This is a genomic window from Marinobacter sp. bablab_jr003, from assembly GCF_016464245.1.
Taxonomy (GTDB): domain Bacteria; phylum Pseudomonadota; class Gammaproteobacteria; order Pseudomonadales; family Oleiphilaceae; genus Marinobacter; species Marinobacter vinifirmus.
In genome coordinates, this window is the sequence record NZ_JADARC010000034.1 from 14329 (window position 1) to 38026 (window position 23698).

Annotated in this window: 21 protein-coding genes; 8 read left to right on the plus strand and 13 right to left on the minus strand. The window is 57.0% G+C overall.

Features of this window, described 5'->3' with window-relative positions:
• Positions 1-68: 68 nt before the first annotated feature.
• The 6 genes from gspD to H3Z84_RS02220 form a co-directional block, all read right to left on the minus strand.
• The gene (gene gspD / locus H3Z84_RS02195; RefSeq protein ID WP_199456087.1) at positions 69-2024 is read right to left on the minus strand and encodes a type II secretion system secretin GspD; all 1956 of its coding nucleotides are present in this window, start codon (positions 2022-2024) and stop codon (positions 69-71) included.
• 32 nt (positions 2025-2056) lie between these two features.
• Positions 2057-2911 carry a type II secretion system protein N gene (locus tag H3Z84_RS02200; protein WP_199456088.1) on the minus strand — a complete coding sequence of 285 codons (855 nt, stop codon included), beginning with the start codon at positions 2909-2911 and terminating at the stop codon, positions 2057-2059.
• A gap of 1 nt (position 2912) precedes the next feature.
• The gene (gene gspN, locus H3Z84_RS02205) at positions 2913-3704 is read right to left on the minus strand and encodes a type II secretion system protein N (protein ID WP_199456089.1); all 792 of its coding nucleotides are present in this window, start codon (positions 3702-3704) and stop codon (positions 2913-2915) included.
• A gap of 167 nt (positions 3705-3871) precedes the next feature.
• Positions 3872-5524, minus strand: coding sequence for a chaperonin GroEL (gene groL / locus H3Z84_RS02210; protein ID WP_022989342.1), 1653 nt, complete (start codon positions 5522-5524; stop codon positions 3872-3874).
• Positions 5525-5600: 76 nt separating this feature from the next.
• Complete coding sequence (gene groES / locus H3Z84_RS02215) at positions 5601-5888, minus strand: co-chaperone GroES (protein ID WP_022989343.1); 288 nt, start codon at positions 5886-5888, stop codon at positions 5601-5603.
• 197 nt (positions 5889-6085) lie between these two features.
• Positions 6086-6556 (minus strand): FxsA family protein, encoded by a 471-nt coding sequence (locus tag H3Z84_RS02220; RefSeq protein ID WP_199456090.1) that lies wholly within the window; start codon positions 6554-6556, stop codon positions 6086-6088.
• A gap of 70 nt (positions 6557-6626) precedes the next feature.
• On the opposite strand from H3Z84_RS02220, the gene H3Z84_RS02225 reads away from it, so the two are divergent.
• Positions 6627-7388, plus strand: coding sequence for an SDR family oxidoreductase (locus H3Z84_RS02225; RefSeq protein WP_199456091.1), 762 nt, complete (start codon positions 6627-6629; stop codon positions 7386-7388).
• Between the two features lie 32 nt (positions 7389-7420).
• Positions 7421-7744, plus strand: coding sequence for an MGMT family protein (locus H3Z84_RS02230; RefSeq protein WP_199456092.1), 324 nt, complete (start codon positions 7421-7423; stop codon positions 7742-7744).
• Between the two features lie 7 nt (positions 7745-7751).
• On the opposite strand, the gene H3Z84_RS02235 is transcribed toward H3Z84_RS02230, so the two are convergent.
• The 3 genes from H3Z84_RS02235 to H3Z84_RS02245 form a co-directional block, all read right to left on the minus strand.
• Complete coding sequence (locus H3Z84_RS02235) at positions 7752-8672, minus strand: nucleotidyl transferase AbiEii/AbiGii toxin family protein (protein ID WP_199456093.1); 921 nt, start codon at positions 8670-8672, stop codon at positions 7752-7754.
• A gap of 8 nt (positions 8673-8680) precedes the next feature.
• Entirely contained in the window at positions 8681-9439 is a 759-nt protein-coding gene (locus tag H3Z84_RS02240; RefSeq protein WP_199456094.1) for a type IV toxin-antitoxin system AbiEi family antitoxin domain-containing protein, read from the minus strand.
• Positions 9440-9651: 212 nt separating this feature from the next.
• A complete protein-coding gene (locus H3Z84_RS02245) occupies positions 9652-11166 on the minus strand; it encodes a fumarate hydratase (protein WP_199456095.1) in 1515 nt (504 codons plus the stop codon).
• Between the two features lie 486 nt (positions 11167-11652).
• Between H3Z84_RS02245 and H3Z84_RS02250 the strand changes: the two genes are divergently transcribed.
• Complete coding sequence (locus H3Z84_RS02250; RefSeq protein WP_199456096.1) at positions 11653-14424, plus strand: hypothetical protein; 2772 nt, start codon at positions 11653-11655, stop codon at positions 14422-14424.
• A 487-nt stretch (positions 14425-14911) separates the two neighbouring features.
• On the opposite strand, the gene H3Z84_RS02255 is transcribed toward H3Z84_RS02250, so the two are convergent.
• The gene (locus H3Z84_RS02255) at positions 14912-15976 is read right to left on the minus strand and encodes a CaiB/BaiF CoA transferase family protein (RefSeq protein ID WP_199456097.1); all 1065 of its coding nucleotides are present in this window, start codon (positions 15974-15976) and stop codon (positions 14912-14914) included.
• A gap of 188 nt (positions 15977-16164) precedes the next feature.
• Between H3Z84_RS02255 and H3Z84_RS02260 the strand changes: the two genes are divergently transcribed.
• On the plus strand, positions 16165-17184 hold the full coding sequence (locus H3Z84_RS02260; RefSeq protein ID WP_199456098.1) for an AraC family transcriptional regulator: 1020 nt from the start codon (positions 16165-16167) through the stop codon (positions 17182-17184).
• A 7-nt stretch (positions 17185-17191) separates the two neighbouring features.
• On the opposite strand, the gene H3Z84_RS02265 is transcribed toward H3Z84_RS02260, so the two are convergent.
• Together H3Z84_RS02265 and H3Z84_RS02270 are read right to left on the minus strand one after the other, a co-directional pair.
• Complete coding sequence (locus H3Z84_RS02265; RefSeq protein WP_199456099.1) at positions 17192-18073, minus strand: hypothetical protein; 882 nt, start codon at positions 18071-18073, stop codon at positions 17192-17194.
• 4 nt (positions 18074-18077) lie between these two features.
• Entirely contained in the window at positions 18078-19475 is a 1398-nt protein-coding gene (locus tag H3Z84_RS02270) for a DNA recombination protein RmuC (RefSeq protein WP_206768860.1), read from the minus strand.
• 248 nt (positions 19476-19723) lie between these two features.
• Between H3Z84_RS02270 and H3Z84_RS02275 the strand changes: the two genes are divergently transcribed.
• From H3Z84_RS02275 to H3Z84_RS02290, 4 genes are all read left to right on the plus strand, one after another.
• Complete coding sequence (locus H3Z84_RS02275) at positions 19724-20110, plus strand: hypothetical protein (protein ID WP_199456101.1); 387 nt, start codon at positions 19724-19726, stop codon at positions 20108-20110.
• A gap of 124 nt (positions 20111-20234) precedes the next feature.
• Positions 20235-21038, plus strand: coding sequence for an ATP-dependent zinc protease (locus tag H3Z84_RS02280; RefSeq protein WP_094625349.1), 804 nt, complete (start codon positions 20235-20237; stop codon positions 21036-21038).
• A complete protein-coding gene (locus tag H3Z84_RS02285; RefSeq protein ID WP_199456102.1) occupies positions 21035-22552 on the plus strand; it encodes an inactive transglutaminase family protein in 1518 nt (505 codons plus the stop codon). Before H3Z84_RS02280 ends, H3Z84_RS02285 begins: the two co-directional genes overlap by 4 nt.
• 1 nt (position 22553) lies before the next feature.
• Positions 22554-23504, plus strand: a complete 951-nt coding sequence (locus tag H3Z84_RS02290; protein WP_036219643.1) for an alpha-L-glutamate ligase-like protein — start codon at positions 22554-22556, stop codon at positions 23502-23504.
• A 57-nt stretch (positions 23505-23561) separates the two neighbouring features.
• On the opposite strand, the gene H3Z84_RS02295 is transcribed toward H3Z84_RS02290, so the two are convergent.
• The coding region (locus tag H3Z84_RS02295; protein ID WP_199456077.1) for a transposase at positions 23562-23698 on the minus strand (137 nt) is incomplete at its 5' end.

Genomic DNA, 23698 nt, shown 5'->3' on the forward strand with positions numbered 1-23698 from the left:
GCCTGGCATAAATAAAAAAAAGGCCAGGCTCCCGAAAGGGAGCCTGGCCTTTTTCGATTCGGCGTCTGTTACTGGCGACGGCCTTCAAACAGCATGTCGACAGACGGCTGCTGGTCCGGGGCTGGCAAGCCAAGCTTCTCACGCACGCTCAGGTCCACATCCCACAGGCGATTGAACTTCTCGGTGGTTGCCGCCACGCTCTCGTCTTTGCCCAGCATAATGGTCGGGCGCAGGAACACCAGCAGGTTACGCTTCACGCGGGTTTCGGATTCCGAGGAGAACAAACGGCCCAGCAGCGGGATATCTCCCAGCAGCGGCACCTTGCTTTTGCTCACCTGGTAGTCGTCTTTGATCAGACCGCCCAGCACCACGGTTTCGCCGTCATCGGCCAGCACCGTGGTTTTGATTTCCCGCTTGTTGGTGATCAGGTCAGAGGCACCGGCCACGTTGGTGGTAGAGATATCCTCGGTGGTCTGCTCAACCACCAGCCGTACCAGGCCATCGGCACTGATGGTTGGCGTCACCTTCAGGGACAGGCCCACATCCCGTCGCTCGATGGTAGTGAACGGGTTGGTGGTACCGTCCCCGGTTACCGTGGACTCACCGGTCCGGAACGGAACGTTCTGGCCCACGATGATTTCGGATTCCTGGTTATCCAGGGTAATGATGCTCGGCGTCGACAACAGGTTGGCGGCCGAGGAAGACGACAGCGCCTGAATCAACACGCCCCAGGTAATACCGTTTTCGTCACGCTCGCCGGCACCGATGGTAATACCGCCGCCAAGCTGGGGAATCATATCGCCCACCAGCGCACCGATAACCGAGTTCAGGCCCACCATGCCTTCACCGCTGGTCAGGTTGGTGCCGATTGCTGGTACCGAGCCAACAGATTCATCACCGGCCGCAAGCTGAACGCCCAACTGGTCGCCCAGCTCGTCGCTGATTTCAACGATGGCGGCCTCAATCATCACCTGGGCACGACGCACATCCAGGGCCGCCACAATCTGCTCCGCTTCCTGCATGAGAGAAGGCTCACCGCGAACCACCAGGGCGTTCAGGCCTTCATCAGCAAACACGGAGAACGAGGAAGACTGGCGACTACCAGACCCACCACCGGCAGCACCGCTGGCACCGGGCGCTTCACGGGCGACTTCACCCATCACACCCTTGAGAATCTCGGTCAGTACCTTGGCATCGGCATGGCGAAGGCGGATTACATTGGTGGTACCGCCGGTAGCAGAGGGCTGGTCCAGTTGACGGATCAGGCCACGCATCTTGTCGCGAAAGGTCTGGTCGCCGCGAAGAATCAGGCGGTTACTGCGCTCATCGGCCGTCACGTTATACTTGCGCGCCACGTTATCGCCACCGGAGCGGCCCAGCTCATCCGGGGCCAGTTCCTGCAGCAGCTTAACCATGTCACCGACCCAGGCCTCTTTAAGCTGGATAACTTCGACTTCGTATTTCGACGGGCTGTCCAGTTCGCGCACAATCTGTTCAATGCGCTGAATGTTGGAGGAATGGTCGCTCACAATCAGGGCGTTGGCTGCCGCCACACCGGCCAGGTGGCCATACTTTGCCACCAGCGGGCGCAGGATGGGCACCAGCTCCAGGGCGTTGGCGTTGTCGATCTGGATTACCCGGGTGATCAGCTGTTCCGAAGGGGTAACAGGGAAGCGATCCAGAATCTCGGCAGACTGCTTGGCATCTACCTGCTGAACAATTTTCACCACTTCCTCACCGGGTATGGCGGTGAAACCGTGAACGTTCAGCACGGCCAGGAACAGGTCGTAGATTTCGTCTTTGTTCATGGGGGCGCTGGACAACACCGTTACCTTGCCTTTTACCCGGGGGTCCACCACAAAACTGTAGCCGGTTATATCGGCAACCTGGGTGACAAAGGCCCGGATATCGGCATCCTTGAGGTTGAGCCGCCAGGTTTCCTCCTGGGCCTGAACCACCGACATCACCGGCAGCAGGATTACAAACAGAAGGGTCCGGAGAAGATTGGTTTTGTGGTTATACATCTGGCGATATCATCCTGTTGTAAATTACCCGTTCAGCGCCACTGTTCGGGTATGGCATAACTGACGGTGAGTATGGATCCGTCACGCTCTATTTCTATATCCAGCTGGCTCTGGTTCCGCCAGTCATCCAGCAACGCCTTGTCCTGTTCTACATCACCCAGGCGCTGGCCGTTAATGGCTGTAATGACATCCCCCGGGCGCAGATTGACCGCATTCAACATCGGGTTGGAACCATCATACACATAACCCGACTGCCCGGACTCGTCTGCCGGGCTCAAACCGTAGGCTGCCAGCGCTGCTGCGCCTTCGGAATCCAGCCTGGCCCGAGCATCGGCAAGATAGGAGTCTGGCGATTGTGCCGCCTGTTGCGGCTCTTCCGCAACCATTGCCTCCACTCCGATGTCTTCCTCGAACGCCAGGGATTCATATCGGCCCCCCCGGCGCAACAAAATCCTTTGAGGCTCTACTTCCGCTAACTCCGCGTTGCCCGGCAGCGTATCCCCGACCCGATAATACTCGGTTTCGCCGTTACTACCGGCGACAATGGCTCCGGACTCTTCCGGCACGGGGCCAATCAGCACACCTTCAAGTTTCAACCGAAGGCCGGTTTCGGGTGCCGAGCGACGTACAACATCCGCCACGCCAGCCTGCCCTTCCGGCCGCCCGAAAAACTCGTACCCGGCCACCGAAGCCAGCTCACCACCGGCCGGCCCTGACGCAGGGCCACTGGCCTGGCCGTAAATCTCCGGAACCGGCCGGTCGTTCCAGGCGAACAACCAGGTGATCTTCGCCAGTTCAACACCAAGAACCACGACCAACACCACCAGCAACAGATTGGCGACCAGCCGCGCTATGCGCTCCTGAACCTGTACCGACAAACCTGCCACCTCAGAACCCTCCGGGCAGCAGCGGCTGCCTGACCCGGAAGACTACATCATCCGGACTTGCGGAATCCGGCCAGGGTTGTCCTGCCAGGTCCACCATGCGTTTGTACACGCGAATCCCCATCATGCCATCGCGGCCTATGCTGGCATCGGCTGCCGGGCCGCTGGCACCCTGCTCGGCGATGGTCAGGGCGACTCCGTCTGCCACGGTATCCAGGTTGGCCTGCATGGGCGGGAACCGTGCCTGGCCGGTGTCGTTACCCATGGGCCAGGTGACCAGCCCTCCGGGCCAGCGCCCTGAACCTTCCGCCTGCTGCAAACGGTTATCGGCCCAGGCCACCTGAAAACGATCAACCGATACCTGCCCTTCTATCATCGCACCACCGCTCTGGCGAATCAGGTCCCTGAATTCGGCCACGGTAACGGCACCCTTGCCGCTTACTTCAAAATTAGCGGGCCAGCCCAAGCTGGCAAGGCCTTCAATGCGGGATTGTGACGAAGACACTGAAAATTCGACAGGCAATGCCAGTTCCGTGACCGAAGGCCAACTTAACTGCCAGTGCACCCTTGCCGGGAAGCCTCCGAGGTTCAACCCGGCGGTGCCATTCCAGAGTTGCCCGGAAACCTGCTGCACCTGAACCTGGGGTGGTAACTGGATATGCCCGGAAGCCTTGTGCCAAAGCCATCCGGCAGGCACCCAGAACACCAGCGTTACCCCATAAACCACAAGGCCGAGCAGCAGCAGAAGAATAAACTTGCCGGGGCCAAGGAAGGATTTTTTCGGGGATTCGCTCATTGCATCCTGCACATTTAAAAACCGGTAGCCGAGTCTATCAAAGCCACCCTGCAAGTTCATGACAAAAAAACGAAAAACCCCGCGCCAGTGTGAACCAGCGCGGGGTTTCTCAGGGGTAGATCGGGCCAAGCCTCAAAAACTGAGACCTGGTCGGGGCCTGGCCGGCATCACATCATGCCGCCCATGCCTCCCATTCCGCCCATACCACCCATGTCCGGCATGCCGCCGCCGGCTTTCTCGTCTTCCGGCTCGTCTGCAACCATCGCCTCAGTGGTGATGATCAGAGACGCAACAGAAGCCGCAGCCTGCAGTGCAGAGCGGGTTACCTTGGCAGGATCCAGGATACCCATCTCCAGCATGTCGCCGTACTCTTCAGTGGCCGCGTTGTAACCGTAGGCGCCCTGGCCTTCTTTTACCTTGGCCACAACAACGGAAGACTCACCACCGGCGTTGAATACGATCTGACGCAGCGGAGCTTCCATGGCACGACGCAGGATGTTAACACCGGCCTTCTGCTCTTCGTTGATGGCATCAACCTTGTCCAGCGCAGCGATAGCGCGGATCAGGGTTACACCACCACCGGCTACGATGCCTTCTTCAACGGCAGCGCGGGTAGAATGCAGCGCGTCTTCAACGCGAGCCTTCTTCTCTTTCATTTCCACTTCAGAACCGGCACCGATCTTGATTACGGCAACACCGCCAGCCAGCTTGGCTACGCGCTCTTGCAGTTTCTCTTTGTCGTAGTCAGAAGTGCTGTCTTCGATCTGCTTGCGGATCTGCTCAACGCGGGCTTCGATGTCGCCCTGGGCACCGGCACCGCCGATAATGGTGGTGTTTTCCTTGGTTACGTTAACACGCTTGGCCGTACCCAGGTCATCCAGAGTGGTGTTCTCCAGAGTCAGGCCTACTTCTTCGGAAATCACAGTACCACCGGTCAGGATGGCGATGTCCTGCAGCATTTCCTTACGACGGTCACCAAAGCCAGGCGCCTTGACGGCGTTGACTTTAACGATGCCACGCATGTTGTTCACAACCAGGGTTGCCAGCGCTTCGCCTTCGATGTCTTCGGCGATGATCTGCAGCGGCTTGCCCGCCTTGGCGACAGCTTCCAGCACCGGCAGCAGTTCGCGGATGTTGGAGATTTTCTTGTCTACCAGCAGGATGTACGGGTCATCCAGTTCAGCAGACATGCTGTCCTGGTTGTTGATGAAGTACGGGCTCAGGTAACCACGGTCGAACTGCATACCTTCGACTACGTCCAACTCGTCTTCCAGGCCACGGCCTTCTTCAACAGTAATAACGCCTTCTTTACCTACACGCTCCATGGCGTCGGCAATGATGCGGCCGATTGTCTCGTCGCCGTTGGCAGAGATAGTACCAACCTGGGCGATGTTGCGGCTGTCGTCGCAAGGAGTTGCCATTTCACGGATGGCCTTTACGGCTTCAGCGGTGGCTTTGTCGATGCCGCGCTTCAGGTCCATCGGGTTCATGCCGGCGGTTACCGCCTTGATACCCTCACTCACAATGGCCTGGGCCAGAACGGTTGCGGTGGTCGTGCCGTCACCGGCAGTTTCGTTGGCCTGGGAAGCAACTTCCTTGACCATCTGGGCGCCCATGTTTTCGAACTTGTCTTTCAGTTCGATTTCCTTGGCTACGGAAACACCGTCTTTGGTTACAGTCGGAGAACCGAACGACTTCTCCAGAACCACGTTACGGCCTTTCGGGCCCAGCGTTACCTTTACGGCGTCTGCCAGAACATTTACACCTGCAACCATGCGTTTGCGGGCGCTATCACCGAACTTAACGTCTTTTGCTGCCATGTCTTCTATTCCTGTTCGTTAAACCGAAGTTGAATCAGATCGGGTTAATGAGCGTTCGTGCTTATCGCGGTTGCGATCACTCAAGCACGCCGTAGATTTCGCTTTCGCTCATAATGAGCAGCTCTTCACCATCAACCTTAACGGTGTTACCGGCATACTGGCCGAAGACCACGGTGTCACCCACCTTGACCGCCAGTGCACGGGTTTCGCCGTTATCCAGAACACGGCCGTTGCCTACTGCAACAACCTCGCCCTGGGAAGGCTTCTCTTTGGCGTTACCCGGCAGCACGATGCCACCCGCAGTTTTCTCTTCTTCTTCCTTACGGCGTACGACAACACGATCGTGGAGCGGACGAATTTTCATTGCTCTGTTTCTCCAATAGTCAGATTAATGTGGCAATGACAATTGCATGTTAAAAATGTCTGGCCGGAACCCCGGACCGGACAAATTGCCCCGGCATCCAAGCCACTGATAGTCAGTAGTTTTCAGCCTGAGACGAATCTGTGGTGAGTTAATGGGGTTGCCGGAAACGTTTTCAACACCCCTGAACGAAAAATTTTTCACTTTTTTTCGAGGCGATCGCGGTCTGTCCGAGTCTGATCCTGGTACTCGCCCTCGATAATGTCGCCGTCGGCACCCCGGGATTGATAGAAAAAGCTCCGGCTGTGCACCTGCCCGGCCACGGTCATCCGCTTCAGCGCCTGCGCCGCCAGCCAGTGCCGCGTACCCGGCAACAAACACAGAAAACCAAAGGTGTCGGTAATGAAGCCCGGAGTCAGCAACATGGCACCACCCACCGCAAGAATCAGCCCTTCGGCCACTTCCTTCGCCGGCAGTTCGCCACTGTTGAGCCGTTCATTCGCCCGCAATAACGTGGCCAGCCCTTGCTGGCGCAACAACCAGGCGCCGATTACCGCCGTAAGAAAAACCAGCCCGACGGTGTTCAGCACGCCAATCAAGCTGCCGACCTGAATCAGCACCGCCAGCTCGGCGATGGGCATAACGATGAAAAGAAAAAAGAAAACGGGCAAAATGCCTCCCATAAAAGCGACGCAGACACACAGAACGTAGAACCACTTCTGACTTTAATTAGGGCAAACCATGAAACTTCAAGACTCGGTAATTGCAATCACCGGCGGTGGCCAGGGCCTCGGCCGCGCCATGGCGGAATACCTGGCAGCGAAGGGCGCCAGGATCGCCCTCATCGACCTGATGGAAGACAAACTCGCTGAGGCTGCCGAAGCCTGCAAAAAAGCCGGTGGCGATGCCAAAACCTACGTCTGCAACGTGGCCAAGGAAGACGATGTAGAGGCTACCTTCCAGGCTATCATCAACGACTTCGGCCACCTGAATGGCCTGGTGAACAACGCCGGCATCCTGCGCGATGGCCTGCTGGTGAAGTTCAAAGACGGCAAGCTGGAAAAGCGCATGGAGCTGGCACAGTGGCAATCCGTTATCGACGTAAACCTCACCGGCGTGTTCCTGTGTGGCCGTGAAGCCGCCACCCGCATGATCGAAAACGGTGACCAGGGCGCCATCATCAACATCGCCTCCATCTCGCGCGCCGGCAACATGGGCCAGAGCAACTATTCTGCCGCCAAGGCCGGCGTGTCTGCCCTGGTTCCGGTGTGGGCCAAGGAACTTGCCCGCTACGGCATCCGCTGCATGGGCATCGCCCCGGGCTTCATCGAAACCGAGATGACCGCCTCCATGAAGCCGGAAGCCCTGGAGAAAATGACCGCCGGCATCCCGCTCAAGCGCATGGGCAAGCCGGAGGAAATCGCCTCTGCGGTGGCATTCATCCTGGAGAACGACTATGTCTCCGGCCGCATGATCGAAGTGGACGGCGCCTTGCGCATCTAACCGACAGCGGATAAACAGCCATGAGGCTCTGAATGGACACGTTCGAGAACGAACCCACTAAAGAGCAAAGAATCTGGCAGACAGTGGCCGCGATCCCGGAAGGGAAAGTGGCCAGCTACGGCCAGGTAGCCGCCATGGCCGGTCTCGGCCGGCAGGCGCGCTTTGTTGGCCGTGCACTGGGCAAGCTGCCCGCCGGCCACAACATTCCCTGGCACCGGGTTATCCGGAGCAACGGCCAGATCGCTTTTCCTGAAGGCACAGAAACCTGCCAGCTTCAAACCGAGAAACTGAGACTGGAAGGGGTGGACGTATATAAAGGAAGGGTAAAAATGAAAGACTTTCAGTGGCAGCCTTAGAAACCACTCAGACCTGCCCCAAGCCCGATTCAAGCGCCCTGGCCTGCGCCTCAAAATCTTCAGGTCGTCTCTTTCGAAACGTTTCAAGGTTACTGAGCTTCCAGCGCAATGCTGGCAGCTCTTGAGCATGACGACACGTCAAGAGGGACCAGTCTGGCTCAGCACGAGCCAAGCCGATCAGAAACTGCCGTTGCGGGCCCGTTAACCTCACAACCAGCTCTCGCTGCAACCGAGCCCGCGCCTCAATCAGGGTTTCTAGCGAGCATTCAACTTCGCTCATGCCAACAAAGGCCCTCTCGAACTCATGGGCGATATTTTTCTCATTACAGAAAATCACTTCGTGGGATGGGCGGTTATGCCCCGCAAGATAGACGACAAAGCACTCAATCATCCCCTCGGTGATGCCGCCGGATTCATACAGCTGCCAAACGTCAAACAAATCCCGAGGGTGCTGCCGGTCAAGCGCAGCGACCAGCTTGCTCCCGTAAAGCTCATCGGGCGCCAGTATGGGAAGATCGAATTCAACGCTAAACCGATCGCTCGTGCAGGCACTCAACGGACGCCGCTCTGGAGGCAACACGCTACCACGAAAGACGGCGTTGACCTCAACTTTGACCTGACTGGTTTCGCTTTCGACAATCAGCTTGGTATCGCCACGATTTCGGGCAGGAATCAGTCGCGCATGCAGCCCGCGCTTAAAGATGCGCTCACTGATGGCCGCCAGCTGCTGGTTGACGTCTCGCAAAGCCTCATCTCGGCTTTTCTCCCGCGGAAGATAAACAACATCAATATCAACCGATAACCGGGGCATATCCCGAAGAAACAGATTGATGGCGGTGCCACCTTTCATCGCGAATATATCGTTGGCGAACACCTCCGGCGCCACTGTTAATAACAGGCGCACCGTGTCAGCGTATGTTTTGCACATACTAATCCCTATCCTTGGGGGTTGAGGCTGAGCAATGTGCCATCATCCAGCCTGGTCATCCAGCGGGAGGAACTGCCGGTACGAACCGGAAAGTCCTCCAACAAAGCATCAACATCCACTAATTCAGTTTCTCTTGCCCAGGTAAGAAACAGGCGCACCGCTTTAACGCTAGTGCAACAGGAAAGCAGATCACCGAGAACCTGCTTTCTGGGTGAGCGCAGACCATCGAAGAGATTACGGGCTTCCTCTAGACTCTGTTTCACACCGACTTCATAAAGAAGCTCAAGAACTGCTCGCTCCGGACAAGCTACAACTACATGCTCAGGCAATCCCGGCGGTGTGGTGAGAGTCTTTCGTTCCAGCTCGTTATCCGGCCACTCAAACAATTTGGCATGACAATACCGTGAAGGAAAACGGGAGGTAAACCAGTCTGGCAAGGAATAGCGCTTATCTCCCCACAGCACACAGCTCTCCGTACTGCCCAGATTATGCCGAACCCCCTGCAGCGCCAAAGCGCTCTTTCCGCCGATGTGCAATCCTGCAACTCGGCTCTGCAACAACTTCAAGCCGCCGAAGATATCAAAATCGTCGTTGGGGAAAGCATAGACCCCGTGCCCCAAACGAACGAGCCAACCGGCCTCTGCATACTGAGCCGCCAGCTGCGGTGAAACTCCAAACCGGGCGAGCACAGACAAATCGAAAGGCCCGCCTCGGGGCAGTTCAGTCTGCAAACGTTTGAGTACCTGGTGCCGTGAAAATCTGCTCATGAGCTAAAACTAGCACATCATCTAATCACCACAAAGAAAATGTGTAGATCGCACCAAAACAATCTGCTTTGACTATATTTATAGTGCAAATTCTAATCGGAAAACTTTAGGGATGGGAGAGAAGAAACGTGCAGAAAAAACCTTGAAATTGATTTCAGTGGCAGCCCTGAGCAGAACGCCCAGGGCTACACTGATACTACCGCAGACTCAGATCAAACCGCTTTCGCAGCAATGATCTTGTCGTGCCACTCAACCGGGCCGGTCTGGTGCACGGAGCTGCCGCGGGAATCTACCGCTACGGTGACCGGCATGTCTTCCACTTCAAACTCGTAAATGGCTTCCATACCCAGCTCTTCAAAGGCCACAACCTTGGCACCCTTGATGGCCTTGGACACCAGGTAAGCGGCTCCGCCTACGGCCATCAGGTACACCGCGCCGTGCTTTCTGATCGCGTCGATGGCAACCTGGCCACGCTCGGCTTTACCGATCATGCCGGTCAGGCCGGTTTTCTCCAGCATGGTGTCGGTGAACTTATCCATACGGGTGGCGGTGGTGGGGCCAGCGGGGCCAACCACCTCCTCGCGCACCGGATCAACCGGGCCCACGTAATAGATGAAGCGACCTTTCAGATCCACCGGCAGCTCTTCGCCCCGCTCGATCATATCCACCATCTTCTTGTGGGCCGCATCACGGCCGGTCAGCATCTTGCCAGACAGCAGAACGGTTTCACCCGGCTGCCAGTCTTTCACGTCTCCCGGAGTGACGGTGTCCAGATTCACGCGGCGCACGTTTTCACCCACTTCCCAGGTGATTTCCGGCCAGTCATCCAGGCTCGGCGGCGTCTGCAGGGACGGGCCAGTGCCATCCAACACAAAGTGCGCGTGGCGGGTAGCGGCACAGTTCGGGATGATTGCCACCGGCTTGTTGGCCGCGTGGGTCGGGTAATCTTTTACCTTCACATCCAGCACGGTAGTCAGGCCACCCAGACCCTGGGCGCCGATACCCAGATCGTTTACCTTCTCGAACAGCTCAAGGCGCAGCTCTTCAGCGCGGTTGGAGGCGCCACGGGCCTGCAGATCGTGAATATCGATCGGGTCCAGCAGGGCTTCCTTGGCCAGTTCCATCGCCTTCTCGGCGGTACCACCAATCCCAATACCGAGCATGCCAGGCGGACACCAGCCGGCACCCATCTGCGGAATCATTTTCAGAACCCACTCCACCACAGAGTCAGACGGGTTCAGCATGGCAAACTTGGACTTGGCTTCAGAACCGCCGCCCTTGGCTGCCACGTGGATTTCTACGGTGTTACCCGGCACCATCTTGTAGTGGATGATGGCCGGGGTGTTGTCCTTGGTGTTCTGGCGCTTGCCGTCCGGGTCTGCCAGCACAGAGGCCCGCAGTACGTTGTCCGGATGGGTGTAAGCGCGGCGAACGCCTTCGTTGATCACATCGTCCAGCGCCATGTCGCACTCGAACTTCACATCCATACCGATGTTCACGAACACGGTGACAATACCGGTGTCCTGGCAGATCGGGCGATGGCCCTGGGCGCACATACGGGAGTTAATCAGAATCTGGGCCATGGCATCCTTGGCCGCCTGGGACTCTTCCCGCTGGTAGGCCTCGTACACGGCCTGAATGAAATCCTTCGGATGGTAATAGGAAATAAACTGCAGCGCATCGGCTACGCTTTCGATCAGGTCGTCCTGGCGGATTACGGTGGTCATAGTCGCCTCATCAGCTTTCTGATTATGGGAGTGGTGCGGAACTGCCAAGGCAGCCCCTGCCTTTAAATAAGGAAGCGAGAGTTTACCAGAAATTCCCGCCGGCGCGTGATGCGACGGAAGGCGAACGGCGCTATTACCTGAAACGGCAAAATCTATGGCCCGTTCCGTTCATATTCGCAACAAATTGTTAAAACAGGCAGTTCTGTGCACCGGGCCACTCGACAAACCCCGCACAGCCCACTATTTTTCAGGAAGGCCACTCCAACCGTGCGAGGAGGGATTCCAAAAGCAGAATCACACTTTTGGCTGATCAACACTTGCCACTGTGTCGCTATAGTCAAAGCTACAGAAATTGGCTAAACGTGCTGGCTACAATTTCAGACAATCAAACAGACAAGCAGAACAGGCAAAAGAGCGGAATTCAGGGGCCGACCGGTTCCGTCTAAGCCGGATATAACGAAACAACAACAGGAAAAGGTTCCACCCATGTTCAAGAAAACTCTAATAAGTCTTGCCGTGGCTTCTTCCCTTGGGTTGACTGGCTGTTTTGACAGCGGCAGCGACACCAAAAACGCTAACCCTGATCCGAAGTACAAAGATTCTTCCATTGATGGGAAGACCTGGCCGATTTTTAACCCGGCTACCAAGCAGCTGCCGACACCGAACGACATTCTTTTTGGTCAGGAGACTGCTGGCGACGGTACTATGGCGGGCTCCAACGATAACGCCATCACTGCAGGTCTTGATGCACTTGACGGTTCGTCTACTACTGCTCAATTTGACATTAAGCTATCAGGCTCAATTAATACCGAGACCGTAGACGGTCGCCCGTTGATCAATCACCCAGACTTGGGACCGATCCCCAACCCTACGCAAAACGTGTTTCTTCTTGGCCTGGACTTCCCGGGCGGAGACTCTCTTCAAAACAGTTCTGACTATTACACAGCGCTTGCTACTGAGCTAGAACTCGCCATTCCAGAAAGCGGCGTACTGCCCGGGGAAACGCCAACATTTGATATCGGCCTAACTCTTGCTGGAGCCCCGGGAGCAAAGCCTGTAACTGAGTATCTGGACCAGTTCAGGGTTGAAGTTGTCAGCCTGGACGGCGGAACAGATAACACCCTGAGAATCACGCCTCTCAAGCCTCTAGATCCGAAGAAGAAGTACCTTGTCATCGTTACAAATGAGATTTTGGACGAAGATGGGGATCCACTGATCAGCGACACCGTGTATTCAAATATCGTTGACCGAGACGGAGACAGTGCGGGTCTAATATCATCACAACTTCAAGACCTTGTGCCGGCGTTACGCTCCTGGGAACAACTGGCGGACGGCTACTTCTCTAACGTCGTCAACGGTGTTCGTTCACAGCTAGGACTTCCAAGCCTAAGCAAAAACAATATCTCGATGGCTTTAACTTTTACAACGGGCGGTACAGAGGATGTTCTTGAAGCTGCAACGTCCCCAGCTGCGTTTTTCTACAAAAGTGGTGTAGTCAAGGCCCGCCAAACCGCTATTGCCAAGTATCTGTCAGAAAACGCTGAAACTTTTGCGAAAATGGGGCCATCCGAACAATATGGCACCCTTGCAACGGTGGCCGGCACCGCCGCTGCAACAAATGATGCAACCATCCAGGCTACAGCAGCAGCGACTGCCAGCGGCCTTGATGCTAACGGGGCTGACTTTAGCAATCCCGAACCAAGAACCATCACCCCAATAGAAGCCACCCGCGTTTCCGCATCAGATGCAAATCCAGCACTCACCCAGTCTGCTGATATCATGCAGTGGGGGATAACCCTTCCTTACTATCTTGGCACACCGACAGAGTCAGACCCATCGAACCTGAATGTTGCATGGGAAGCCTCTAAAACCGTCGGAGGCTTAATTGATGCGTCACAAAGTAACGAAGCTGGCACTACACCGCCATCTGATCTGGTAACATTCCGTTATCCCTTCGCTACTGAACAAAGCGAAGTCTTCGTTCCGATGTTGCTTCAAGTACCATCGGCAACTTCGGCGTGCACAGCTACAGCTCCCTATGACGTGGTAATTTACCAACACGGCATTTTCGGAAACCGCTCACACAGCCTCGCTCTCGGAAACCAACTGGCAGGCAAGTGCTTTGTGACTGTGGCCATCGATTTGCCTATGCATGGCATTGCACCGAGGTTGGCTACAGGTGCACTTGACCCATCTCTCGGCCTAAGCGTTGATGTGGCGCTACAAAACGACGGCACTTTTAGTGATAGTCTGTTACCGATGAGTGAGCGCCATTTCGGCTGGGGACAGAATGCCACAGGCGATCCTGCACGAATGGTTTATTCTACAGATGTCACTAAAACTGTAGGCTCTACAGCTCAATTCTTCTTGAACCTCGGAAACTTGCCTGCAGCCCGAGATAACTTGCGTCAAGGTGTTGTAGACCTCCTAAACCTGAATGCCAGCCTCGTCAATCTGAACATTCTGGATCTTGATAATGCGGATGACGACGGAAACCCGGCAACTGGCGGAGGAGATGTTGACGTTGGCGGTGCCAGCAACGTCTACTTCGTTGGCCACTCGCTTGGCGGCATTCTCGGCAACTCCTTTGTCACCCTGGCAAACGGTATTGCTCAGGATCCGGTTCTTGGCAACACCAACATCAAACCAATTACGGCCGCAGCCTTTGTCACTCCTGGGGCGGGCATTGCCAAGCTACTGGAGAACTCCCCTTCAATTAGCGGAACCGTACTTGCTGGTCTGGCCAAATCGGGACTGACCCAAGGTTCTCGCAACCTTGAACTCTACTTGAACGTGGCGCAAGCATCGCTGGATAGCATCGACCCTCTGAACTTTACGAGCTCGCTTCTGGGCACTCAAACACCGCTTTATCTAAACGAGATTTACGGTGATGGCGCAGATCGCTCAACTCAGGATCAAACTATTCCGGTTGCTGCAGAGGTTGCTTACGCTGGCGAATATACGGCGCCATTCAGTAACGCACTTCCAGCACCGCTTGCGGGCACTGAGCCTCTGTTTGTCGGACTTGAAGCCGATACAATAACTACGAACGGTTTAACATCAGTCCCAGCAAACGCAGTCAGGTTCACTGCTGGATCCCATAACACCATCATCCAACCGACCACTGCAACAGAAACGGCAGTGTTCGCGGATATGGCAACGAACATTATTTCGTTCTTCAGCGCAGATGGCGCGGCGATCCAGTTCAATAACACTAATTTTGTTAAACAGACTGCTCCAACACCTGAAACTCCCTGATATAGCTTTATGTTTTAGTAAAAAATGCCCGGCAACTTTGCCGGGCATTTTTTTGTGGCTAACGGAATAGATTGCTTAATCATCCGGTGCTCTTTCGCCGTCAAAAACAGGCAGATACTAACACGGCCTTAAGCACCGACAGCGCCGAGGCTTTTCATTGGTATCATTAAAACTTAAGAACGCCTCCATTAGCCATCAGGTTCCAAACTACTTTCAATTCACTCAGCCGAAATCTTCATCTTCCAATTTAGCACCAAATTAACTTCAGTCCCCCGCTCAGTGAAATACACCATCCGGTAACCCTTCTCCCGATATCACTGCTCCTGATCGTTAAAATACGGCGATCGCTCATCCGTCGACTGGTAGTAACTGACCCAGCCTGAGAACCCTCGTAGGTGAACTTCCGGCCGAAATAATCGTTAACCTACTCAACCTAACAGCCTCCATCACACTTTCCAGAAACTGACGCTAAATTTCCCTCTTAATGTCAATGCTGCCGAAACTGTACCGGGCACCCCAACTGCCTTTGCCCCAAACCATCCCCCCTGTCTTTCTCAACCACCATCCCCCGCGCCACAATCTGCGGATGCTCCGCCGCCTCCTCAATCGTCAGCACCGGCTCCACACAGGCATCCACCTCTGCAAAAACCTCCCGCCACTCGGCAAACGTTTTCCCGGCAATCTTCTCTTTAATCGCCGCTTTCAGCCTTTGCTGATGCTCCGGGTTCTGGCTCAAGGCAAAGCTCTTCATTTCGCTGATGCCCAGCGTGTCGCACAGCCGTGCCGAGAACTGCGGTTCCAGGCTACCCACAGACAACCAACGGCCATCGCTGGTCTGGTAGTAGTCGTAGAAAGTACCGCCATTGAGCATACCGCCCTCGGGTTTCTGCTCTACACCGCCAGCCAGTGCCGCAGCGCCGGCCATGGCGTTGAGGGCAAATGCAGCGTCGGTCATGCTGATATCGATGAAGGCGCCCTGCCCGGTTTGCTGGCGCTGGATGACGGCGGCGAGGATGCCCATGACGGCGTGGTGGGAGCCTCCGGCTACGTCGGCAATCTGGATGCCCATGGGGGGCGGGCCGCTGTCGGCGCGGCCGCAGTGGCTGGCAACGCCGGAGATGGCCAGGTAGTTGATGTCGTGGCCGGCGCGGTCTTTGTAGGGGCCGGTCTGGCCGTAGCCGGTGATGGCGCAGTAGATCAGTTTCGGGTTGATGGCCTTCAGGGTTTCATACCCCACGCCCAGGCGGTCCATTACACCCGGGCGAAACTGTTCCACCACAATGTCGTAGTCCTTCACCAGCTCCTTGATCTTCTCCACGCTTTCCGGCTGTTTAAGATTGAGCTGCAGGGTTTGCTTGCCACGGCTCAGGTAAGAAAACGTGGTACTGAACTTGCCATCAAAGGGCGGCATTACCTTGGCCAGGTCTACCCGGTCGGGGGCTTCTACCCTCAGCACTTCGGCGCCCATGTCCGCCAGCATCATGGTGGCGTAGGGGCCGGGCAGCAGGGTGCTGAAATCCAGGACTTTCAGGGTACTCAGGGGGCCGGGCATCTGGTGCTCCTTTTCGTTGTTATGGGTATAGGGTTACTGTGCATTATGCTGCCGGGTTTTGCAGTCCCGGCCAACTGCCGGTTACTTCATTCCCGTTGGCCATTTCTTCCATTGGCCGGTAAATCAGGTGGTTGCATTGTGCTTCTGGCCACTTATGATGAACCACGTTCTCTTTATTGGCGCTGGTTATGTCTACCCTCACGGTTTCCAAACACTTTGTTGAAGCATCCCTGTCCGGCGCACAAAGGCTGGGGCTGGATGTGCACGAGTTGTTGCAGGAAGCCGGTATCTCGCCGGATTTGTTGCGTATCGAGAAAGCGCGGGTCAGCAGTGATCAGTTCAGCACCCTGATGCAGGTAATCTGGAGCCGCACCGGCGATGAGTTTATGGGGCTGGGTTCACGCCGGGCCCGCTCGGGCACCTTTGCCACCATGTGTGCGCTGGTGATCGATTGCCAAACCCTGGAAGAGGTGTATCAGCGGGCATTCCAGTTCTCCCGCCTGTTCGAACCCATGGTGGCCATGGAGCTGGAAGTGGGCGAAGACAGCGCCCGGCTGGTGACACGAATCGAAGGTAAAATCCACGATCCGGACTACTACCTGCGAGAAAGCATTCTGGTGATCTGGCACCGCTTAGGCAGCTGGCTGATCGGCCAGCCGGTGGAACTGGCGAAAGCCGAGTTCAACTACCCGCGGCCGGAGCATGGCGATGAGTACCGCCATATCTTCCACTGCCCGCTGAGCTTTGACTCTGATTGCACCGCCCTCACCTTCAGCAAACGCTTTCTGTCTGCCCCGGTGATTCGGGACAAGCCGGAGATGCGGCAGTTTCTGAAAACGTCTCCTGCGGACCTGCTATCCCGGCCGGATGAAAGCAACACCTGGACCGGCCGCATCCGGGGCCTGATTGGCCGGGATTTTTCCAGGCCCATGCCGGATTTCGACTGGATTGCCCAGGAGTTGCACACCAGCCCGCAAACCCTGCGCCGAAGGCTGAAGCAGGAAAACACGTCGTTTCAGGAGATCAAGGATTTACTGCGGCGGGATATGGCCATCTACTATCTGAGCCATCAGGAGTTGCCGATTAACGATATTGCCGAGAGAGTGGGTTTTACCGAGCCCTCCACCTTCCACCGGGCCTTCAAGAAGTGGACCGGGGTTACCCCGGGCGCCTGGCGGGAAGGCGAACGGGGCGACCTGGTGCAATAACTCCCGCTCAGGAGCCAGAACGGCCCTGTTGCAGGTTACGAATTAGCCTACCCAGGGTCTGGGCCGCCTCCCGGGCTTTGTCCTGGTTCTGGGCCATCTGGAACAGTCGGGAGCCGTCCCTCGGGTCGTATACCCAGCAGGCCGCAACAGCGGGCTCGCAATCCCAGCGCAGCTGCGGGTTTACACCGAACACAGGCAACACGCTGGTTTTACGCACAAAGCTGTTATCCAGCTCCCGGCGAATCTCCTGGACATTCACGTTGCTGTTATCAATCGTCACCCGGTACTGAATGTCGGCCGGCCGGTCCAGCCGCACCACGGTTTTGTCCCTTCGCCAGCCTGCGGTATCCAGCACCGCATTCAGGTGAATAACCAGCGCTTCCCGGTCCGTTCTGGCCAGGTACAGCTGGCGCAGGGTTTTCAGGCTTTCCTGTCCGGCCGGTTCGATCACGGCAACCGGCTCTTCCACCTGCGCAGCGCCTTCGGCCAGAGCGCGTACGTTATCCCGGTTTACCTTCTCGATATCGGTAATCAGCTTCAGGGATTCCTGATAATGCTGGCCTTCTGCGCCCGCCTGACTCACGTAGGTTTCCAGTGCCGCCCGGGCTTCATTCAGGTGATTGGCCTTGAGCATTGCGCGGCCGCGATAATAGTGGTACTCCGCCGGTTTCTCACCTTCCATCGCCTGCAGGCGGTTCAGGAACTCGCCGGCCTCGGCCCAGTTGTCAGCCTGCACGGCCGCTTCGGTGGCCAGCATCAGCCGGCGGATTTCATGCTCGGGCTCCAGGGCAAACGCCTGTCCGGAAAAGGCCGCCAGCGCGGAAGACAGCACCAGGCCGGCCAGCCATGAACGCTTTGCCAGCGTTTGCCGCTTGTTCGATACCAACATTCTGCTACTCCTGAGTCTTCTCTGTGCTGTCTTCAGGCTCATCGGGCTCGTAAGGGTCGTCCGCATCTACCTCAGCCTGTTCCGTAATACTTTTGGGCAACTCTTTTTTAACCCGCACGCCCAGCTCCACAAACCGGTTGGCCTGGGAAATCAGGTTGCCGCGGCCACGGGTCAGGGTATTCATGGCGTTGTCGTAAGTGCCCTGCGCGGTGTGCAGCTGGCTGCCCAAGCGTTCCATAGCTTCCACAAACACCCGCAGTTTGTCGTACACCGCGCTGGCCCTGTCGGCAATGCGCCGGGCATTCTGGCTTTGCCGTTCGTACCGCCAGATGTTCTCGATTGTCCGCAGGGTGGCCAGCAAGGTGGTGGGTGTCACCACAATAATCTTTCGCTCGAAGGCTTCCGCGAACAGGTTCTCGTCCTGCTGGAATGCTGCCACAAAAGCCGGCTCAATGGGCATGAACAAAAATACAAAGTCCGGTGAATGCAGGCCATTCAGCTGGCTGTAGTCTTTCTCGCTCAGGGTTCTGATGTGGTTGCGCACGGCTTCTACGTGCTGTTTAAGGGCCTCTTCACGCGCGCTGTCTTCCTCTGCCACCACCCACTGCTGATAAGCCACCAGCGAAACCTTGGAATCAATCACCAGGTTGCGCTGGTCTGGCAGGTGCACAATCACATCCGGGCGCAGCAGCTGGTTGTCGTCGTCCCGGTAGCTGCCCTGAGTTTCATACTCCACGCCCTTGCGCAGGCCGGAACGCTCCAGCACCCGCTCCAGAATCAGCTCGCCCCAGTTGCCCTGCACTTTCTTGTCCCCTTTCAGGGCCCGGGTCAGGTTGGCGGCTTCTTCGGTAATCCGGCGGTTCAGCTCCTGCAGGGATTTGATCTCGCTGCGCAGGGCCTGGCGGTCGCGGGTTTCGGTGGTATAAACGTCCTCCACCCGTTTGCGGAAGTCCTGTAACTGGTCGCGGAACGGGTTGAGCAAGGAATCCAGGCTGGTTCTGGACTGCTGGCTGAAGCGCTCGCTCTTCTGGTCGAAAATGCGGTTGGCCAGGTTCTCGAATTCCTGCTTAAGGGCATCCCGGTTGCGTTCCAGCAGTTCCAGCTTTTCATTGGCATTGCGGCGTTCTTTATCCAGGGTTACCTGCTGCTCCCGCAGATCGGCTTTCAGTTCGGTGACCTGGTTACGCCAGCCTTCTATCGCTGCTTCCAGCTTTGCCGACCGCGTTCTCTGCTCTGTCAGCGACTGCTCCAGGTGCTGAACCTGCTGGCTGTGAAGGGCGCCAGTATGCTGCTGCCCGGCCTTAAGCCTGAACAGCGCCCACAGCATCAGCACCAGCAGAACAACACAGGCCGCAATCAGCCCCAGAAACCAGCCCGCCATCCACTCGGGGCGATCAGCCATTGCCTGGATGAGTACGTCTGTCACAAGATTGAACTCCTTGATACGGGAACCATCAAACCCGACAGTGTACCTGATTGCCACAAGCTTGTTACGGTGGCGGAACCACCACGCAAATCGGGTATCGACTGTTTGGCAATTAAAGGAATTGTATAGATCTGTTGCTGGACGCCCGCCGTAAATTCATCTAAAACGGATTAAAGGTTAATCAAAACCTTTCTCGTGTTGCGCTCACTGGCAAGGACAGGAGCATGTTGAAGGAACTCTGGAGAAAACTGGGAGCAGAATTTCTGCACAGCGATGGCGCCGATGGCCAGCGCGGAGACGGGCTGTATCCCGGCGGTGCAGGCGTGTCTCACGGTGTACGGCTACTGCCCCACATTACCCACACCGGGGAGTTCCACCTGGAGCGCTTGACCACATTGCTGCGTGCGCGCTACGGCAAAAGCTTTGTTGTGCCGGACGACACCGCCGCCAGTGACCACTCGCTCAAGCAGGTGATCAGCTTCGCAGCACGCACCCAGGACCAGGATATCCAGCGGGAATTGCTGCTGTTCTACCTCAACTGTTCGCCGGTGATCCAGGAGTACCTGAGGGCGGAAACCCCACTCGGGCAGGGTCCGTTTTTTGCCGGCTAAAGCGCCTTAACCATCTGTAAAGTCAACACACAGATGCTTGTAGTATACTTCCCCGCCTGACCGACAACACATCCAGCGCTACCGCTCTATGACCACCGGCGGGCAGCCGTTTCAGGGGATATTCATGGGTTACAGGTTTCCGAAAGCCCGTACACTTACCTTTCTGGCCATTACCGGGCTCGCTGTAGCCTTGGCGGGCTGCTCCACAGACCGCTACCTTATGGTTCCCAAGGATGGGCTTGAAGACGTTCGCGCCACGGTAAAAACCCAGCGCTCCACACTGGTTACCATGGAAGAAAACGCCAACGTTCGGCACAACCAGCTGCTTACCGATAACCGCCAGTCTACCCAGACCATCCTGGATGCCATTGCCACTCAGGTTGAAAAACCCGTGTGCCCGCCGGTTAAAGAAAAAGTATGCCCGCCAATCCCCAAAGACACCGGCCGCGCAGACCGGCTGAAGGGCAAGGTGATTGTGGGCGAGGTGGAAAAATTCTATCTGGCTGACCCGGGCCTGATTTACACCGCCCGTATCGACAGTGGCGCCGAAACCTCCTCTATCCATGCCCAGAACATCAAACGTTTCGAGCGGGATGGCAGCAACTGGGTACGCTTTGACGTGCCGGTACCAGGCACCGACTACGAACAGTGGATTACCCTGGAACGGGAAATCTCCCGCCGGGTACGCATCATCCAGTCGGCCGCCGATGAAGCCGAACGCCGCGTTGTGGTCGAACTTCAGTTTGCCATCGGCGACCACCAGCAAGTGGCGGAGTTCACCCTGGCAGATCGCACCAACCTGACCCACGAAGTGCTGATCGGCCGCAACATACTGAGGGACGTTATGCTGATTGACGTTGGCAAGGAATACGCCACGGAACTGCCGGCCTCCTACCGCGAAAATGCTGAAAGCGGAGGCAATGAATGACCGCCCGCTCACGAGCTCCGTTCTATGTATTTGTCTTCCTGCTGATTGCGGCGGGTATTTCTATTGCCACCTGGCGCCACCTGGAACTCGGAATCCCCTGGATGACCGGTGAACAGCGCCCGGTATGGATGATTGAAGCCCGAGTGGATTTCGACGCCCTGGATGACGCCGCCGAAGTCAGCCTGCACATTCCGGAGCAGCCGCCCGGCTTTCGCATTCTGACCGAGCAGGCGGCCTCTCCCGGCTACGGCTTCTCCATCCTCGAATCCCCCAGAAGCCGACGGGCGGAATGGACCAAGCGCGAAGTGTCTGGCCCCCAGACCCTGTATTTCAAGGCCCAGTTCGTTCCGGATGAAGATGTTACCGAGCAAACGCCGGTGCGCACGCCCCGGCCCCAGGCGGTATTCTGGGAAGAACCCCAGGCCACCGCGGTTCGGGAACTGCTGGACCAGGCCATGGAACGCTCCAGCAGCCCGGAAAGCATGACCCGGGAACTGATCCGCCTGATGCAGCCAGACACCCGCACCCAGAACACCACCCTGCTGGTCTCTGAAGACAATTACCTGCAGCTGATGGTGCGCATGCTCAACCACGCGGGCATTGCCGCCCGCACCGCCGATGCGCTAAAGCTGGAAGATGCCCGCCGGCGCCAGCAGCTGGTGCCCTTCCTGCAAATATACAACGGTGAACGCTGGCTGACCTTTGACCCCCGCACCGGCGAGCAAGGCGTACCGGAAAGTTTGCTGCTGTGGCGCCAGGGCTCGGAATCCCTGCTGGATGTTCTTGGTGGCGACAACTCCCAGGTGAGCTTCTCCATGTTGCGGCAAACCGTGCCGGCACTACAACTGGCCACGCTGGAGGCCAACCAGAACGGGCTGGGAGTGCTCGGTTTTTACCAGCTGCCCATCGAAGAACAAAGCATGTTCCGCATGCTTCTGTTGTTGCCGCTGGGTGCACTGATTGTCGCGTTCATGCGGATTGTCATCGGTATCCGCACCTCCGGCACCTTCATGCCGGTGCTGATTGCGGTGGCCTTTGTGCAGACCACGCTGGTGCCCGGCCTGATAGCGTTTCTGTCTGTGGTGGCCATCGGGCTGGTGCTGCGGGGCTATCTGTCGAGCCTGAACCTGTTGCTGGTCTCGCGGATATCCGCACTGATCATCCTGGTTATCTTTATTACCGCCGGCCTGAGCATTATCGGCTACCAGATGGGCTTCAACACCGGCATGACGGTAACCTTCTTCCCCATGGTGATCATTGCCTGGACCATCGAACGCATGTCCATTCTCTGGGAGGAGGAAGGTGCCCGGGAAGTTCTGGTGCAGGGCTCCGGCAGCCTGTTTGTGGCGATTTGCGCCTATTTGGTCATGAGCCTGCCGCTGGCCGGCCATCTCACGTTCAACTTCCCGGAATTGCACCTGGTGATTCTGGGGCTGATCCTGCTGATGGGCCAGTACACCGGCTACAAGCTCAGCGAACTGCGCCGATTCACCCCCATGAAGGCCTACGACTGATATGGGCGGCTGGATATCTCCGCGCAGGCTCACCCGGCTTGGCATGCTGAACATGAACCGGCGCAATGTGGATTACATTGCCCGGTACAACGAGCGCTCGTCTTACCCGCTGGTCGACAACAAACTGAAGACCAAGCTGGCAGTCAGCGAATACGGGGTAAAAACCCCGAAGCTTCTTCAGGTTGTGCGCCAGCAGCACGAAATTTCCCACTTCCGGGAAATGGCCGAAGACCTGGACGGCTTTGCCATCAAACCCGCCAAGGGGTCCGGGGGCAAAGGCATTACCGTGATCACCGGGCGCGATGGCGACGATTTCGTAAAGGCCTCCGGTGCCCGCATCAGCGTGGCCATGCTGGAGCGCCACCTGACCAACATCCTGGCCGGTCTTTACTCGCTGGCCGGTACGCCGGATGTGGCCATTGTCGAAGACCTGGTGCAATCCTCCCCTGCCCTGGCGAAATATTCCTATCAGGGCGTACCGGATATCCGCATCATCATCTTCCAGGGCTACCCGGTAATGGCCATGCTCCGGCTGGCCACCAAGGCCTCTGACGGCAAGGCGAACCTGCATCAGGGTGCGGTGGGTGTCGGCCTGGACATCGGCAAAGGCCAGAGCCTGAATGCCGTGCAATTCAACCGCCCGATTACCCTGCACCCGGATACCGGGCTGGCCCTGGAAAACATCCGGATTGATGACTGGGAAAACATGCTGGAAATGGCCGCCCGCTGCTATGAAGCGACGGACCTCGGCTACATGGGTGTGGACCTGGTAGTCGATGCCCATCAGGGCCCGCTCCTGCTGGAGCTTAATGCCCGGCCGGGGCTGGCCATCCAGATGGCAAATGGCTGCGGCCTGCTGCCCCGCCTGAAGAATATCGAAGCCCTGAAGCGGCCCCACTTCAGCCCGAGGGAACGGGTGCACTATGCCATGGAGACGTTCGGCAAACTTTGAACGTTTTCTTCAGCCATAAAAAACCGGGGCCTTTCACAGCCCCGGTTTTTTTATGGTTCATCGCGCTTTACCGGGAAATGCTGCTTTTATCTTCAGAAAGAAGTAGTCGTTATCCCGGTAGCCGTAGGCCACCCGCTTGATCACCTTGATCTTGTTGTTCATTCCCTCCAACACACTGGTGTTCAGCCGGTAGA